Source organism: Streptomyces sp. DSM 118878 (assembly GCF_052936595.1).
This window is the reverse complement of sequence record NZ_CP193622.1, coordinates 1173080-1189758: the sequence shown is the minus strand read 5'-3', so window position 1 is coordinate 1189758 and position 16679 is coordinate 1173080. Positions and strand designations below refer to the sequence as shown.

Annotated in this window: 12 protein-coding genes and 1 pseudogene; 5 read left to right on the top strand and 8 right to left on the bottom strand. The window is 70.4% G+C overall.

Features of this window, described 5'->3' with window-relative positions:
* Positions 1-93: 93 nt before the first annotated feature.
* Positions 94-690 carry a TetR/AcrR family transcriptional regulator gene (locus tag ACRAKF_RS04960; RefSeq protein WP_447035579.1) on the top strand — a complete coding sequence of 199 codons (597 nt, stop codon included), beginning with the start codon at positions 94-96 and terminating at the stop codon, positions 688-690.
* Here ACRAKF_RS04960 and ACRAKF_RS04955 read toward each other — a convergent pair.
* The gene (locus ACRAKF_RS04955) at positions 657-2042 is read right to left on the bottom strand and encodes an MFS transporter (RefSeq protein WP_447035578.1); all 1386 of its coding nucleotides are present in this window, start codon (positions 2040-2042) and stop codon (positions 657-659) included. The two genes, ACRAKF_RS04960 and ACRAKF_RS04955, sit on opposite strands and share 34 nt — an antisense overlap.
* Positions 2043-2191: 149 nt before the next feature.
* Positions 2192-4399 (bottom strand): Ig-like domain-containing protein, encoded by a 2208-nt coding sequence (locus ACRAKF_RS04950; RefSeq protein WP_447035577.1) that lies wholly within the window; start codon positions 4397-4399, stop codon positions 2192-2194.
* 726 nt (positions 4400-5125) lie between these two features.
* On the opposite strand from ACRAKF_RS04950, the gene ACRAKF_RS04945 reads away from it, so the two are divergent.
* Positions 5126-7498 carry a discoidin domain-containing protein gene (locus ACRAKF_RS04945; RefSeq protein ID WP_447035576.1) on the top strand — a complete coding sequence of 791 codons (2373 nt, stop codon included), beginning with the start codon at positions 5126-5128 and terminating at the stop codon, positions 7496-7498.
* Between the two features lie 113 nt (positions 7499-7611).
* Here ACRAKF_RS04945 and ACRAKF_RS04940 read toward each other — a convergent pair whose 3' ends face one another.
* From ACRAKF_RS04940 to ACRAKF_RS04920, 5 genes are all read right to left on the bottom strand, one after another.
* Positions 7612-9852 carry a molybdopterin-dependent oxidoreductase gene (locus ACRAKF_RS04940; protein ID WP_447035575.1) on the bottom strand — a complete coding sequence of 747 codons (2241 nt, stop codon included), beginning with the start codon at positions 9850-9852 and terminating at the stop codon, positions 7612-7614.
* 82 nt (positions 9853-9934) lie between these two features.
* On the bottom strand, positions 9935-10606 hold the full coding sequence (locus ACRAKF_RS04935) for an enoyl-CoA hydratase-related protein (RefSeq protein WP_447035573.1): 672 nt from the start codon (positions 10604-10606) through the stop codon (positions 9935-9937).
* A gap of 45 nt (positions 10607-10651) precedes the next feature.
* Positions 10652-11269, bottom strand: coding sequence for a TetR/AcrR family transcriptional regulator (locus ACRAKF_RS04930; RefSeq protein WP_447035572.1), 618 nt, complete (start codon positions 11267-11269; stop codon positions 10652-10654).
* Positions 11270-11423: 154 nt separating this feature from the next.
* Positions 11424-11687: a hypothetical protein gene (locus ACRAKF_RS04925; RefSeq protein ID WP_447035571.1), complete on the bottom strand. Its 264-nt coding sequence runs from the start codon at positions 11685-11687 to the stop codon at positions 11424-11426.
* Positions 11688-11701: 14 nt separating this feature from the next.
* A complete protein-coding gene (locus ACRAKF_RS04920; protein WP_447035570.1) occupies positions 11702-12280 on the bottom strand; it encodes a TetR/AcrR family transcriptional regulator in 579 nt (192 codons plus the stop codon).
* A 171-nt stretch (positions 12281-12451) separates the two neighbouring features.
* Here ACRAKF_RS04920 and ACRAKF_RS04915 point away from each other — a divergent pair, with 171 nt between their 5' ends.
* Positions 12452-13213: an SDR family NAD(P)-dependent oxidoreductase gene (locus ACRAKF_RS04915; RefSeq protein ID WP_447035568.1), complete on the top strand. Its 762-nt coding sequence runs from the start codon at positions 12452-12454 to the stop codon at positions 13211-13213.
* Between the two features lie 217 nt (positions 13214-13430).
* Positions 13431-14882, top strand: coding sequence for an MFS transporter (locus ACRAKF_RS04910; RefSeq protein ID WP_447035567.1), 1452 nt, complete (start codon positions 13431-13433; stop codon positions 14880-14882).
* A 265-nt stretch (positions 14883-15147) separates the two neighbouring features.
* Here ACRAKF_RS04910 and ACRAKF_RS04905 read toward each other — a convergent pair.
* Positions 15148-15525 (bottom strand): annotated as a pseudogene (locus ACRAKF_RS04905) (winged helix-turn-helix transcriptional regulator); the annotation flags it as partial.
* Positions 15526-15673: 148 nt separating this feature from the next.
* Between ACRAKF_RS04905 and ACRAKF_RS04900 the strand changes: the two are divergent.
* Positions 15674-16642: an NADPH:quinone oxidoreductase family protein gene (locus ACRAKF_RS04900; protein WP_447035566.1), complete on the top strand. Its 969-nt coding sequence runs from the start codon at positions 15674-15676 to the stop codon at positions 16640-16642.
* Positions 16643-16679: the final 37 nt, after the last annotated feature.

The window sequence follows — 16679 nt, the reverse complement described above, 5'->3', positions numbered from 1 at the left end:
CGGTGAGGCTGTCAAGGCTTCCGTACACTGAGCTGTCTGAGCTGTCGCCCCACGTCAGGGGGCCACGGCACGGCAAGGAAATGGGGGACGGCGTTGGCCGAGGACAGGCGCGTCCGCAAGACGCGCAAGGCGCTGCGTGACGCTCTGGTGGACCTCGTGATCGAGCGGGGATTCACCGCTCTGAGCGTCGAGGACATCACTCAGCGGGCCGACGTGGGCCGCGCGACCTTCTACAGCCACTTCCGTGACAAGGACGAGCTCTTCGCCCGGGTGACCGCGGACCTCCTGGCCGAACTCGACGTCCGGCTCCGGCCGGCGGTGCAGGACAGCGCGGTGGGCTTCACCGGCAAACCCATCCTGCAGATGCTGCGCCACGCGCGGGAAGAGCGCGACCTCTACCGGATCGTGCTGCGCGGGGAGGGGGACGGCAAACCGCTGCGGATGTTCACGGATGCCTGCGCCCGCGTCGCCGCACAGGAGTTCCGCGGCCGGTCCGAGCGCAACGCGGTCGAACCGAGGATCGATCCCGATCTGCTGGCCAGGGCCTGGGTGGGCGAGCAGGTCGGAGTCCTGCAGTGGTGGGTGGAGCAGGACACGCCCCCCATGCCGGCCGAGGAGGTCGTACGCATGCTGCTCGACCTCGCCCTGCGCGGCCGCTACTGGGCCACGGGCTTCGACACACCCGCCTGACGAGGCGCCGGAACGGGCGGCCCCACGGGATTCAGCCTCCGGGCGTCCCGCTCGGGGTGGATGGCGACGATCGCCAGCAGCCCGCACACGGCCATGACGCCCGCCGACAGCAGGAACGCCACGGTGTAACCGGCCGCCTCCGTGGCCGCGTTGTCGACCAGGTGACCGGTCAGGTACGGCACGAAGAGGCCCGGCAGGGTCCCCGAAGCGGCCACGACACCGAAAACGGCGCCACGGCGGCCGTCCGGCACGACCGTCGCCGTGGTGACGTAGTGCAGCGGAAGGGCGACCGCGTGGCAGCCGAACGCCAACGCGATCAACAGGAGTTGCGCCGGCTCTCCCGCGGCGAAGGGCAGCAGGGCCAGCGCGCCGCCCGCGACCAGGACCGCCATACCCTGCGGGATGCCGTCCGCGCGCCTGCTGGACACGCCCCGGCGCTTGAGACGGTCGACATAGGCGGGCACGGACAGCAGGAGCACCAGGCTGACCACCGACACCCCGCTGACGACGGTCGAGGCGCCGGTCGCGGTCATGTCCATCTGCGTCTGCAGGTAGACCGGCAGCCACGCGCTGGACAGGGCCAGCGCCCAGTGGGACCCGAAGGCGCTGAGGATGCCGCCCGTCACGGTGCCGTTCGTGAGCAGGGCCCGCAGAGGCGGACCCGCCGCGCGCGGCGGACGGCCCGCTCCCCGAGCCGGCTTCCGCTCCCCGCCGTAGGGCCCGTCCTGCCCCACGAAAGGCCAGACCAGGCACCAGGCGGCGCTGATGAGCGTGAGGGCCACGAAAGCCGAACGCCAACCGTGGTCCACGATGAGCCAGGTCAGCAGCGGGGCGGAGACGGCGGTCCCGAGCGCGGCGCCACCGATCTGTAGCGCGGACGGCAGGCCCCGCCGCCCGGTCGGGAACCACTTGTACAGCGCGTGCATGGACATGGAGGCCGCGGGGCCCTCCGCCATGCCGAGCAGGACGCGCCCGGCGATCAGCGAGGGCACGGCGGCCACCAGCAGGACCGGGAGCTGGGCAACGGCCCAGAGCGCGGCCATGGCGAGGAGCAGGGCACGGCTGGAGATCCGTGCCGAGAAGAACCCGACGACGAGCCCGGACAGGCTGAACAGGACGTAGAAGGAACTGGAGATCAGCCCGTACGTGCTCTTGCCGATGCCCAGCTCCTCCATCAGCGGCACCGCCGCGAGGCCGAGGACGGCCTTGTCGGCGTAACTGATCATCATGAAGACCACGATCATCACGAGGACCACCCATGCCCGGCGTTCGGGGCGGGGCGGCACGTGTCCGGGCCGGGGCGACGATTCGGGGGGCGCGGTCTCGGTCTCGGTCTCGGTGGAGCGTGGCACGGGACTCCTTGCGGCGGGTGACGCGTAATCGCGTAACTGAACAACCTGTCTATTAACTTCCTATTGGTTCGGCAACGTAAACGGCTCGCGCGGGAAGGTCAACGGTTCCGACAGGAAGTCGGGGTGCCTGGCCGATGCGCCTTTCGGCGTCACACCCTGGGTCTGAGAAGGGTGATCTTCGAGGCGCCCTGTTCCGTGACGTACAGGGTGCCCTTGGCCGTGTCCTCCGTGACGTCCAGCGGCTGCTGGAATCCGGTGAACCCGGTGATGCCCGTCGTGGGCGCCGACAGCTTCCCCTGCGCGTCGACGCCGAACACCTCGATGTCCTGGCCACTGCTGTAACGGACCACCAGGAGCTTGCCCTTGAGCGCGCCGCCGAAGGCGTTGCCGCGATACTCGACGACCCCGTTGGCGGAGGCGTGCAGCCCGGCGTCGTACATCCCGGCCGCGTCCAGGTTGCGGTCGGGCCGGGTGCCCACCGGGTAGCCGGTGACCTCGAAGGGACTGGTGCCCGACGTGGGGTTGCCCCCGGCCAGCACCCACTCGCAGCGCGCCGGGTTCGGATGCCCGTAGTAGCGGTTCTTCTTCACGTCGAAGACGTAGTCGGTCTCCGCCACGGGGTTGGACGTGATCCCGGGCACGGTCGGACCGGTGTAGGCCCCGGCCGTCGCCGCGTCGATCCGGCGGGAGCAGGCGCCGGGCAGTGGCGTGGGCGTGGCGGGCGTATTGCCCCCGGCCGCTGACCCGTTGGTGGGTGTGTAGAGGTGACCGTTGGTGTGCCACACCAGGTCATAGGCGTTGCGTACACCCGTCGCGTACAGGGTCAGCGGTGCGTCGGCGGCGAACGGGTCGTACGTTCCCGGGCTCTCGGTCCGTACGTCGACGGCACCGGACGCCGGGAGCTTGGCCGGGTCGAGGCGCAGCACGGCGGCGTTGAGCAGGTGCTCGGGGCGGTTGCCCCACGTCGGGTCGGCGGCGCCCATGGCGTTGTTGGCGCCCTGCGACACGTAGAGGGCTCCGTCGGGGCCGAAGGCCAGGGAGTTGGTCTCGTGGTCCTTCACGGACCGGGGCAGACGGCTGATCACCTCGGTATATGTGCCGAGCCCTGGACCGCTCAGTCTGGCGATGCTGCTCGACCAGTCGGGCTCGTTCGGGGTGCCTCCGGCGTACATGGTGTTGGAGGTGATCCACAGGACCGGGGCGGCCGCCGTGGAGGAGGGGTCGAACGCCATCCCGATGACGGAGCGGTTGGGCGCTCCGGGCAGACCGCGGGCCGTCGCGTCCGTGCGTACGGTCGAGATCGTCTCCGCCCCGCTCAGGGTGCCGTCGGCGGCGATGGCGTACCGCAGGATGTATCCGTCGAGCGTGGACGCGTACAGCTTGCCGTCGGGACCCTTCACCACGGAGGCGAAACTCCGGCCCGTCGCCGACGTCGCCACCTTGTCGAAGGCGATGGCGCCAGTGCCGGTGCCCGCCCCGGTGGTGAACACCGAGCTCCATGGCGTGAAGCTCCGCCCGTCCAGGTCCCGGGCGCCGCTGGTGACCGAGAAGCGGTAGCGGGTGTTCGCCTTGAGACCCGTCGTCGGCGACAGGTTGATGACGTCGCCGCCGCCGCTGGTGATCACGCGGGCGGGCACGGCAGCCCCGGTCGCCGACTCCTTGAGGGTGACCGTGCCGCCGGTGAGGGTCGCGGCGTCGACGCCGGGACCCACCAGGCGGAGGTCCGCCACGACGCTGCCGGTCGGTGCCGCGCCGGTCGCCGTGTTCGCCGGGGTCACCGTCCTGACCTCCGGATGAACGGCGGAGTCGGCGAGCGGGGTGATGGTCACGTACGCGATCTTCGTGTTGCTGCCCCCGAGTGGACTGATCGTCAACCGGCCGTCAGCCACGGTCGGTTGCACGGTTCTGGTCTGATACTTGGTGGTGGACGACGTGGGGACGAATCCGTCGACCGCGTTCTGGTTCTCGACCTGGAGCGCGTGGGAGCTGTCCACGCTCGTGGCGTCGCCCACGGCGACCGTCACCGTGTACGTGCCGTCGGGCACGGCGATCTCCCACCGGCCCGGGGTCTTCACACCGGCCGACGAGGCGGGAAGCTGCATGTGCACGAGGGTGGCGAGGAGCCGGTCGGGCTCGGCGGTGCCTCTGTCCCGGCCGTTGCCCGTCAGGTCGAGCGGGGTGGTGTTGGTCAGCCCCACCCAGCCGTAGGTGAGGCCGGTGCCCTGGTCGGCGCCGGTACGGGCGCCGAAAGCCTGCCCGTGGTCGAGTGCGTGGCCGCTCACCGGCACGGTGGCGGCGGTGCCGAAGTCGATCTTCGCTGAGAAGGTGGTGTCCACCCGCGCCTGCGCGGGAGCCACCAGGACGGCCCCTATGAGGGACAGGGCCAGCAGGAAGCCTGCCGTGCGGGGCGATGGTCCGCTCCGTGAGTGACTGCGTCTTCGAAGGCGTAATACGGTCCGTAATACGGTCACGGTCTTCTCCCGTCGAGAGTCGAGCAGGGAACACGCCCCGGGACGTGGCGAACGGTGCCGGATCCGCCGTTGGGCCGGATCCCCCCGTTGGGTAGGCGCTGACCGAGAATGCCCGTCACCGCGCCCGGGGCCTTGCCGTGCCCATGATTGCCCTGGGCGCGGCGGTCCGAGCGGCGACCGCGCCGGGCCCAGGCCCGGTCGGCGGCGCACCTGCCGCGTGGACGCCCGCGACCTGCTGGGTTCCGCTGAACCTCTGCCTCCACAACCGCATGTGGAGTGCTGTGGGCACGACACCTATATGTGTGTCCCCTACTGACGAGGTATCAGTGCGCGTCAGCCTGTGTGCCGATCGGCGTGAGAACGTCCTTTACATCCCTGCACCCTATTGACATGGTCATGGCCATCATCTGCGCATCTGTCGCGCATCCCCGGGGGGACTCCGTGCTGACCCGTCTGTTCACATCCTTTCCGCATGGCAGACTCAGATCCACCGGCCTCATAGCCTTCGCGCTCGCCGCCGTCGTTGCCGCGCTGCTTCCGTTGACCGGAGGCGGCCCAGTCATCGCGGTCACCGGATCCGGCGCCGCCGGAGTTCCCGATCCTCGGCACCCGATGGCGGCGCCGCACGAGCCCGTGGTGCCGGCCGACGCCATGGAACCCACCGCTCCCGTCCTGCCCAGGGACGGCTGGACCGTGTCCGCGAGTGACGAGGAGACCGCGTCCGAGAACGGACGCGCCGTCAACGTGCTCGACGGCAGCAACGCCACCATCTGGCACAGCAAGTGGAGCGGCACCGCCGCGCCGCTGCCGCACACCCTCACCGTCGACATGCACCGAACGGCTGTCGTATCCGCACTCGTCTACCAGCCGCGCACCGACAGCGCCAACGGCAGGGTGGGTTCGTATGCCATCCATCTGAGCGCCGACGGTACGAGTTGGGGTTCCGCCGTCGCCTCCGGCACCCTCGGCGACGACGCGACCGCCAAGACCCTGAGTTTCGCCGCGCAGGGCGCCCGCTACGTGCGGCTCACCGCGACGAGCGAGGCCGGCAACCGCGGCCCCTGGTCGTCCGCGGCCGAGATCAACCTCCTCGGCGACCCCGGCTCACCCGCCTCCGTGGTCGACCTGTCACGGACCGGGTGGACGGCGACGGCGAGCGACGAGGAGGTGAGCGCCTCGGCGAACGCCGCCGCCAACGTCCTCGACGGCGATCCGGACACCCTCTGGCACAGCCGGTACTCCGGTACCGCCGTGCCCCTGCCGCACAGCATCACCATCGACATGAAGAGCGCCCGCGACGTCTCGGCTCTCACCTACCAGCCGCGCAGGTCCGGGGCCAACGGCCGGGTCGGCGCCTACACCGTCAGGACCAGCACGGACGGCACCACGTTCGGGGCGCCCGTCGCGAGCGGAACCTGGAAGGACGACGACACCGTCAAGGGGGCCACCTTCTCCCGCACCGTCAGCGCGCGTTACGTACGCCTGACGGCCACCACGGAGGCGGGCGGGCGCGGGCCCTGGTCCTCGGCGGCGGAGCTCCGTCTCAGCACTCCGGCGAACCCGGCGACCGCCGGCGCCTGGGGCCGGGTCACCGGATTCCCGCTGGTTCCGGTGGCCACCGCCGTGCTGCCGAACAACAAGCTGCTCGCCTGGTCCGCGTACGGCGTCGACCGCTTCGGGGGAAGCAACGGCTACACCCAGACCGCGATCATGGATCTCGGTACCGGAGCCGTCACCCAACGACGGATCGACAACACCCGGCACGACATGTTCTGCCCCGGCATCGCGGTCCTGAAGGACGGCCGGGTGCTGGTCACCGGCGGCAGCAACGCCGAACGGGCCAGTATCTACGATCCGGCCACCGACGCCTGGTCCGCGACCAGCGACATGAACATCGCCCGTGGCTACCAGGCCATGACCCTGCTCTCCAACGGCGACGCCTTCGTCCTCGGCGGCTCCTGGAGCGGCGCCCAGGGCGGCAAGAACGGCGAGGTCTGGTCGCCGTCCACCGGCACCTGGCGCAAGCTGCCCGGCGTGCCGGTGACCAACACCATGACAGCCGACCCGGCGGGCCCCTACCGGGCCGACAACCACCAGTGGCTGCACGCGACGTCGGGCGGCCGACTCCTCCAGCTGGGACCGAGCAGGCAGATGAACTGGATCTCCACCCAGGGGGACGGCTCCGTCACCGCCGCCGGAACGCGGGGCGACAGCGCGGACGCCATGAACGGCAACGCCGTCGCGTACGACATCGGCAAACTCCTCACACTGGGCGGTGCGACCGCGTACGAGAACACGACGGCCACCCGGCGCGCGTACACCGTCGACCTCAACGGGGGCGGAACCCCGGTGGCGGCGCGTACCGGCGACATGGACTTCACCCGCTCCTTCAGCAACAGCGTCGTCATGCCGGACGGCAAGGTCGCCGTGTTCGGCGGGCAGTCCTACCCGGTCCCGTTCAGCGACGCGACCTCCTCGCTCACACCGGAGATCTGGGATCCGGCGACGGGGCAGTTCACCCGCATGGCGAGCATGGCCGTCCCGCGCAACTACCACAGCGTGGCCAATCTGCTGCCCGACGGGCGCATCTTCTCCGGGGGCGGCGGCCTGTGCGGCGACTGCGCCACCAACCACGCCGACGGGTCCGTCTTCACACCGCCCTACCTGCTCAACGCCGACGGCACCGAGCGCACCCGGCCCGTCATCACCGGCACGGTGCCCGCCCACGTGGCCAACGGGGCGGCCGTCCCCGTGACCACCGACTCGGCGGTCACCTCGTTCGCCCTGGTGCGGGCGGGCGCCGCGACCCACTCCACGGACAACGACCAGCGGCGCGTACCGCTCACCTTCACCCGCGACAGCGCGACCTCGTACACCGTCAATATCCCCTCCGACCCGGGGGTGGCGCTGCCCGGCAGCTATCTGCTGTTCGCGCTCGACTCGGCCGGGGTGCCGAGCAAGGCCCGGATGGTCAGCGTGGGCTGACCACGCGCATGCCGAAGCCACCGTCGGATGTGACCCCCGGACAGCTGTTGGCTCTACGTCCACGTAGCGGTGTCCTGACGGGAACGACGCCGCCGTGGGAGGCGGTGTGTGCGTCAGGCGGGAAGAGGCTCGATGCGCGCGGGGACGTGCTTGTGCCAGGGGGTTCCGGCGATGGGATCACGCCAGGCGAGGTCGGTGAGGGTGTTCAGGGCGACGCCGGTACGTTCGGTGCCGCCGTCCTCGGTGGGCAGGTCGAGGCCGAACCCGTTGGGCAGGGCCGCGTGGCCGGGTTGCAGACGGTCGTCGATCTCGACGAGTGCCTGAGCCGTGCCTCGGGCCGTGGTGATCCGGGCGGGGGCGCCGTCGGACAGGCCGAGCCGTTCGGCGTCGTGGGGGCTGACGCGCAGGGCGCCCTGAGGGTCGCGCTTGCGCCAGGCGTTGTCGCGGAAGATCGTGTTCGCGGTGAACGCCCGGCGCTGGCCGGCGGCCAGGACGATCGGGAAGTCCTCGGTGGTATGGACGGCCGGGGTGGAGTCCAGGTCGGCGAGGAGACCGAGGAGTTCGGGGATCGGCAGCGGGATACGGCGGCCGGGATGGGCGACGTAGTTCCAGGCGTCGGCGTACTCGTCCTCGGTGAACGCGATCCCGGACCGGCCCTCCACCATCGCGTCGAACAGGGCGTCGGCGCTCGCGTGTCCGGCCCGGCGCATCGCGGCCGGGTACTCCTTGGCGATGCGCTGCGCGAGCGCCCACAGCACGGCGGCGGAGCGGGCCCCGTCGGGGAGGGTGGGGCCGAGGGTCTCGTACAGCAGGTGCGGGGCCATGGCGACGGTGGACTTGTCGAGGACGGCCAGGGCGGCGAAGGCGAGCTTGTACGGGGTGCGGCCCAGGCGTGCCGCCGCGCGCAGCGCGGTGAGCCTGCCGCGGGGGACGGCGTCCAGTTCACGGACGAGGCGGGCGTAGATCTCGGGCTCGGGCAGGGTGCCGGGCAGCGGGTCGAGGACCGGGGCGCGCAGGTGGAAGGTGTTGTGGGGGAACTCGAAGGTGAAGAACGTCGCCTCCCACTTCTCGAACTGGGAGGCGGCGGGAAGGACGTAGTCGGCCTGGCGGCCGGTCTCGGTCAGGGCGATGTCGATGACGACGACCAGGTCGAGCGAGGCGAGCGCCTTCGCGAAGGCGGCGGAGTCGGCCAGAGAGTGCGCGGGGTTGGACGACTCGATGACCATCGCGCGGAACCGGTCGGGGTGATCGGTGAGGATCTCCTCGGCGATGACGTTGCAGGGCACCAGGCCGCCGGGCATCCGCGCTCCGGTGACGGGAGTGCGGCGCGGCCTTGTGGAGTAGCGGGCCAGCGGGGCGATCCACGAGTGCGGCTGCATGGCGCCGGGCTTGGCGAAGTTCCCGGTCAGCAGCCAGGTCAGCTTGTTGAGGTAGGACACGAGCGTGCTGTTGGGGCCTTGCTGGACGCCCAGGTCCTCGTACGTCGAGACGCTGGAGGCGGTGCCGATGACGCGGGCCGTCCGGCGCAGCAGCTCCTCGTCCACGCCGCAGGTCCGCGCGCAGCGGGCGACGTCCACTGCCTTGAGCCCGGCGATGACGGTGTCGGCTCCGGTGGTGCGGGTGGTGAGGAAGGCGTGGTCGAGGAGGTCCTCCTGGACCAGGACGCCGAGGAGGCCGGCCAGGCACCAGGCGTCGGTGCCGGGCTTGACCTGGAGGTGGATGTCGGCGAGGTCGGCCGTCTCGGTGCGGACCGGGTCGACGACGATCATCGTGCGGGCGGGGTCCTTGGCGATGTCCTTGAGTACGGTGCGGGCTCGCGGGACGCCGTGCGACTGCCACGGGTTCTTGCCGAGGAAGAGCGAGACCTCGGCGCGGGTGAAATCGCCGGTGGTGTGCCCGCCGGTGAGGTGGGCGTCGACGTGTCCCTCGCCGGTCTTCTCCTGGGCGAGGGGATTGGAGCGGTAGCGGGCGCCGAGGGCGCGCAGCAGGGCGCCGCTGTAGGCGCCGCCGAGGTGGTTGCCCTGTCCGCCGCCGCCGTAGAAGAAGATCGACTGGCCGCCGTGGGTGTCGCGCACGGTCTTCAGCCGGGCGGCGATCTCGCGGACGGCGGTGTCCCAGTCGATGGGGGTGAAGCTGCCGTCCGCCTCCCGCCGCAGGGGGGTGGTGAGGCGGGCGCCGCCGTTTTGGTAGTGGTCCAGGCGCAGGGCCTTGTTGCAGGTGTAGCCGGCGGTGGCGACATGGTCCTTGTCGCCACGGATTTTGGTGAAGCGGCGGCCATCGGTCTGGATCTGGATGCCGCAGTTGTTCTCGCACAGGATGCACGCGCTCTTGTGCCAGGCGGTGTCGGTGGTCATCGGCCCTGTCTCCTCATTCGCTGGGCAACTGGGGCTGCCCCGCGCCCCGAAGGAGTGCATCCGGGGAGCGGGGAGGTGCTGGTCAGCCGAGCGGGTTGGTCGTGTCGCGCAGGGTGGCCAGGGCCGGGGCGTACATGCGGGCCTTGATGGTGCCCAGGGTGTCGCCGGCCTTGTTCACCTGTGCCTGGGCGATCTCGATCGCGGTGGAGCGCACAGCGTCCTCGGCGACGGCCTGGTCGACGATGCCGACGGCCGCGGCGTCGGTGCCGCCGTAGCGGTGGGCCGTGAGCATGGCCGTGTGCGCGGTCTGCGGAGCCAGCCGGGACTGGATGAGCGCGGCCATGCCGGGGGTGAAGGGGATGTTGATGTCCGCTTCGGGCAGGCACCAGTAGCCGCGGTCGGCACGCATCACGCGGAAGTCATGGGCCAGGGAGAACATCGCGCCGGCGGCAAAGGCGTGCCCTTGCAGCGCGGCCACCGTGACGACCGGCAGCGACAGCATCCGCGCGAACAGCTCGTGGACGGAGACGACATAGTCCCGGTGCTGGTCGGCGTGGGCGAACAGCCACTCCAGGTCGAGCCCGTTGGAGTAGAACTTGCCGGTGGCTGCGGTGACCAGGGCGCGAGGGCCTTCCGCCTTCTCCACCTCGTCGAGCGCCGCGCCGACGGCGGTGAGCCAGTCGGGGTGGAAGCGGTTTTCTCCGTCTCCGAGGTCGAGGACGAAGACGTTGTCGTGGCGGTCGAGCGAGGGCATGGTGACTCCTTCGTTAATGATCTGACGTGGGTCAAGGTCTGCGAGCTACACCTTGGGCCGGGGCCCGGATTCAGTGCCCGGGCGGTCACGCAGGGCGTAGAGGAGCAGGTCGTGGATCTCGTCGGCGGCTGCCTCGATCGGGGCGGTGCTCTGCTCGGCCCGGCACATGATCACCGCGCCTTCGACCGCGGCGATGATGAAGGCGCCGAGTCGGCGGCTGCGCTCCTCTGCCAGCCCGTGCCGGACGAGGAGTCCTGCGAGGGCTTCCTGCCAGCGGGCGAAGACGGCGGCGGCGGAGCGAGCGAGCTGAGGGGCGTCGTCGTTGGTCTCGACGGCGACCGCCACGATCGGACAGCCGGCCCGGAAACCGCTCTCGACCAGCCGCTCACGCCACAGCACGAAGAACGCGTCGACGGCCGCCACCGGATCGTCCGCCTGCAGCGCGGTGTCGATCAGGCCCGCGATGAAGTCCCCCGCCAGCGCCACCGCCTCGTCGATGAGCTGCGCCCGCCCACCAGGAAAGTGGTGATACACCGAGCCCCGGGGGGCTCCGCTGTGAGCGAGTACCCGGTCGATGCTGGTCGCGCTCGCCCCATACTCACGCAGCAGCGCGGCGGCGCTGAGGATCATCCGGTCACGGCTTTCACTCCTGCGCGGACTCACCTGCCCAGCACCTCCCGACGATGACGTGGCCTCCGCGAACGGATGGGCTACCTGTCGGTAACTTATGGGATCTGTCATAGAACATGCAAGGTGGCGTAGGCGTTCGCCCCGGTTCAGGGCCGGCTCGATGAGGTGGACCCTCATGGCCTCGACGTCACGGGCGAACTCGCTGCTTCTCGGTCGGGGCAGGGGGCAGTTCGCGCTGCTTCTCGGCACTCGGCGCCGGGTTCTTGCCGTGCGCGGCGGTGTCTGTGTCGTTGCGGGCGGTGGCGGCGAGGGCCACACACGCCGCGGCGGCGGCCAGGGAGCCGTTTCGGTGCCGGACCCGGTGCGGGAGTCCGAGCACCCGGCAGGCCGCACGCCAGTGGCGTGCGGCCTGTGGATTGCGGGACTGGTCAGGCTCGGCTCTGAACGGCACTTCCGGGGTCGGTATCAGTCCGCTGTGCCGGACTTGAGTCCGTCCAGGATGAGGTCGAGGAGGCGTTCGGCCTGCTCGCGCTGTTCGGGTTTCCCGGAGGCGAGGGCGACGCCGGTGAGGGCGGCGAACATGTCGGCTGGGCTGATGTCCGTCCGGATGGTCCCGGCGGCGGTCGCGGCGTCCAGGAGCGAGGTGAGGGCGGTCATCATCAGCTCGTGGCTGTGGGCGTAGGGGTTGACGCCGGAGTCGATGACGGCGCGAAGGGCCTCGGCCATCCCAAGTTTCGCGGTGGCGTAGTCGATGAAGCGTCCCATCCAGGCGCGAAGGGCCTCACGCGGCGGCATGGCTGCCAGGAGGTCGGGGGCCGCGTCGCACAGTCGGCTCAGTTCGTTGCGGTAGGCGGCCTCTATCAGCGCCTCCCGGGTCGGGAAGTTCCGGTAGAGGGTGCCGGAGCCTACGCCCGCTTCCTTGGCGATGCGTTCGAGGTGTGCCTCCAGCCCGTCCTCTGCGAAGACGCGCACGGCTGCGGAGAGGATTTTCTCCCGGTTGCGCCGCGCGTCGGCTCGCAGTGGTCGTCCGGTGTCTGTGGTCACGGGGTGGCCCCTTCCTGGGCAGGAGTTTGCCAAGTGGAGGAGCCTCCACTCTTGCTAAGTGGAGGCGTCCCCGCTTACAGTCGCAGAAGCGGCGATGCCTCCACTTACGAGTGTAGAGCAGATGCCGCCGTCGTCCGCATGGTGCGGGCAACTCATGCAGAGGGGAAAACGATGAGCCTCCCGCTCGAAGGTAAAGTCGCCGTGGTCACCGGAGGCGCGTCCGGCGTCGGCTTGGGGATCGCCCAGGAATTCGTGCACCAGGGCGCCCGCGTGGTCATCACCGACCTCCAGCAGAAGCCGCTGGACGAAGCGGTCGCCACGATCGGCCCGAACTCCTCGGGCATCGCGGCCGACGTCACCAAGCTCGCGGACATGGAAGCGGTCTACCGAGAGGTCGTCGCACGGCACGGACACCTTGATGCGGTCGTGGCCAACGCCGGCATCGGCGCGCACGCTCCGCTCGGCGCGATCACGGAAGAGCAGTTCGACCTGACCTTCGGCGTGAACGCGAAGGGCGTCCTGTTCACCGTCCAGCCGGCGATACCGCTGCTGCCGACCGGCGGCACGATCGTCATCATCGGCTCGACCGCGTCCATCCAGCCCCCGGCCGGCATGGGCCTGTACGGCGGCGCCAAGGCCGCGGTGCGCGCCTTCATCCGGTCCTGGATCCAGGACGTCAAGGGCTCCGGCATCCGTATGAATGTCCTCAGCCCCGGCGCCGTGGACACCGAGTCCCTGCGGCGCGCCCTCGGCATGGCGCAGGGCGCCGACGCCGTCCCCGCCGCGGTCCGGAAGATGGGCGAGGGCAATCCCACCGGGCGGATCGCCGACCCCCGCGAGATGGGCAAGGCCGCGGCGTTCCTGTCGAGCGACGCCTCCAGCTTCATCACCGGCGTCGAGCTCTTCGTCGACGGCGGCATGGCGCAGGTCTGAATAACCGGCGGTGGCAGGTGCGCCCAGCGACCGTGCTCGCTGGGCGTCCGGTCGCCCCCGCTGACACCACCACTGGCACCCCACTGACACCCCGCCCACACCCCCGCCCACACCCCCTCCCTCAGCCCGGCCTTGTCGACGCAGCCAGGATCGACCGTCGCTGCGCAGTTGCTCACCCTCTGTCGGCCCATCCAGGGGCCAGAAACAGGACCTCGCCATGTCCACACCTCGCAGCATCCCTGCCGCCCACCCGCAGACTGCGACCGCTGAGTTCCCCGCCAAGGCACTCCGGAATGCCCGCCGGGCGACGATCGGCATCATGATCGTGCTCGTCGCGCAGCTGATGCTCACCCTCGACGGCACCATCGTCAACGTGGCTCTGCCCCGCATCGGCGCCGACCTCGGCCTCGGCCCGGCCTCCCTGTCCTGGGTCGTCAACGCCTACACCCTCGCCTTCGGCGGTCTGATGCTGATGGGTGGCCGGCTCGGAGACACCTACGGCCGACGGCGTGTCTTCCTCATCGGCCTGACCGTCTTCACCGCGTCCTCACTGCTCGGTGGCTTCGCCCAAACCCCCGCAGTGCTGATCGCGGCCCGTGCGGCTCAGGGCATCGGAGCGGCACTCGCAGCACCCAGCGTCCTCGCCCTGGTCACCACCGGCGCCCGCGACGACGCGACACGCAACCGGGCCCTTGCCCTGTTCTCCGCCGTCGGTATCGGCGGCGGCACCCTCGGTCTCCTGCTCGGCGGCGTGGTCACCGAAGTCGGCTCCTGGCGCTGGACCCTGTTCATCAACGTCCCCATCGGCCTCGCCGTACTCGCCCTCGCCCCGCGGTTCGTCACCGAAACCCCGCGCAACCCCGGCCGCTTCGACCTCATCGGCGCGCTCTGCGCCACTGGCGCGGCCATGGCTGTCGTCTGGGCACTGATCGGCGTCCCCGACCACGGCTGGGTCTCCGCGCAGACCATCGGCCGGCTCGCGGGCGGCATTGCGCTCCTGGCCGCACTGGCCGTCACCGAACGCCGAGTCGCCAACCCGATGCTGCTGCCATCCCTGCTGCGTGACCGACGCCGCATCGGTGCTCTCGCCGTGACGACCCTTGTCTTCGGCTCCCAGATCGCGACTTTCTTCCTGGTCGTGCAGTACGTCCAGGGAGTGATGCGCTTCGGTCCCATCGCCGCCGGGGCCGCGTTCTTGCCGATGACCCTCGGCATCTTCGCCATGGCACGCATCGCCCCGAAGCTGGTGGCTCGCTTCGGACAGGCACCGCTGCTCATCACCGGCACCCTCGGCCTGACCGCGAGCTACGTCTGGCTCAGCAACGTCGGCACGACCAGCGGCTACGTTACCGCGGTCCTCGGCCCACTGTTGATCAACGGCGTCTCGGCCGGACTGACCTTCATGCCGGCCGCCTCCCTGGTGATGGGCGGAGTCGAGCCGAAGGACGCCGGATCGGCCTCCGGTCTGCTCCAGACGGTCCAGCAGTTGGGCGGCGCCATCGGACTCGCCGTCATCGTCGCGGTCTACGCCGCCGGGTCCATACCCGGCCAGTTCGTCCCCGGGGCCCGCGCCGCGTTCCTGACCACCGGAGCATTCACACTGCTGGCTTCCACCCTGGCAGCGCTCATGCTGCGGCCCCGTCGACCGGCCCACGCCAAGACCAACTGAAGCACCACACGACGAGTCGGCTTCCCACCATCGTGGGAAGCCGACTCGTCCGCTGTTCACCCGCCCACGGGACGGGCGGCACGGCCAGGGCGCGTGTCCATGCGCCCCTCAAGATCGTCGGCCGGGTCGCCTGGGTATGGCTTGCGAGCGCGCACTACTCCGTCGCCCCGCCGGTGGCCCGGCCGGATCCCGGTACGCCGGTTCCGTCCCGCTCAGTGATCGCTCGGTTCAGGACACTCTGTCGGTGCTCAGGCTGAACGGCCCCGGCCGGCGGGGCGTCGGCGCGTGCGTCGTAGGCCGCGCGGGCGGCGTCGATGTGCGCCAGGTGCTCGACGGTCCACCGCAGGAGCGGGGTAGTGGCTTCGTAGAGGGTCTTGCCCATGGGTGTGAGCCGGTAGGTGACGTGCGGCGGCATGACGTTGTGGACGGTTCGAGTCACGATGCCGTCCCGTTCCAGGCTGCGCAGGGTGACGGTGAGCATGCGCTGGCTGATCCCGTCGACGGCGCGCTTGAGTTCCGTGAAACGGCGGGGGCCCTGGTCGAGATGGCAGACAACCAGCAGGGACCATTTGTCCCCGACCATGCCCAGGACGACGCGGGCCCGGCCCGCATCTTGATGCGGGCGACCGCTGGACGCGGTCATCGTTACCTCCAGGGAACCGGGATACCAGAAAGTGCCTTATTGATCAGGGTGCGGCAGACGAGCCACGATACTCACGGTTCTCAAAGAGAACCAAGGCACGAGAGGGAACCGTGCCTTGCCATCCTGCCGTCCCGTTCCAGGAGCAGTCATGCGTGCCGTCCGTATCACCAGCCACGCCGGTCCCACCGCGGTAGAAGTTGTCGAGGTCGATGAACCGACAGCCGGAGCCGACTCGGTCGTCATCGATGTGCATGTCGCCGGCGTGTCCTACCCGGAGGTCGCGCAGAGCCGCGGGCAGTACCACCTGCGGCGAACGCTGCCCTTCGTCCCGGGTGCTGAGGTCGCGGGGATCGTACGGTCCGCGCCGTCGGACGCCGGCCTGACCGCCGGGCAGCGTGTCGCAGCCTTCCCAGGGGTCGGCGGGTATGCCGAGACGGTGACTGTGTCGCCGGCAGCGGTCTTCCCGCTTCCCGACGACGTTTCCTTCGACACGGGTGCAGCGCTGCCCATGAACTATCTGACCATGCACTTCGGTCTGGTGCGCCGGGGACGTCTGAAGCCGGGCGACACGGTCCTGGTGCACGGGGCCGCGGGCGGCGTCGGCACCGCTGCGGTGCAGTTGGCCGCCGCGCTCGGCGCCAGGGTGATCGCGGTCGTGTCCGGACCGGACAAGATGGATACGGTGAAAGCCTCCGGCAGCGACGAGGTGCTGCTGGCCGGTGACTTCGAGGAAGGCGTGCGGAAGCTGACCGGCGGGCGCGGTGTCGACCTCGTGGTGGACCCGGTCGGCGGCGACCGGCTCACCGGCTCGCTGAACAGCCTTGCCCGCGAGGGCCGCTATCTCGTCGTGGGCGCCGTCGGCGGAGATGTACCCCAGGTCAAGGTCGACAGCCTCATGCGCAAGAATCTCGATGTCTCAGGGATCGGATGGGGCGCGTTCTGGGCGGAGCAGCCCACCTTTCTGCGGGAGCAGTGGGCCGAACTGCTGCCGCTCCTGCTGGCCGGAAAGCTCTCGCCGATACTGGGGCGACGCTTCCCGCTCCATCAGGCATCGCAGGCGCTGCTCGAACTCGACCAGCGCCGGGCGCGCGGGAAGGTGCTACTGGACGTGCGGTGAGCTGAGTGACAGTTGGGCAGCACGGCGACGCTTGCCG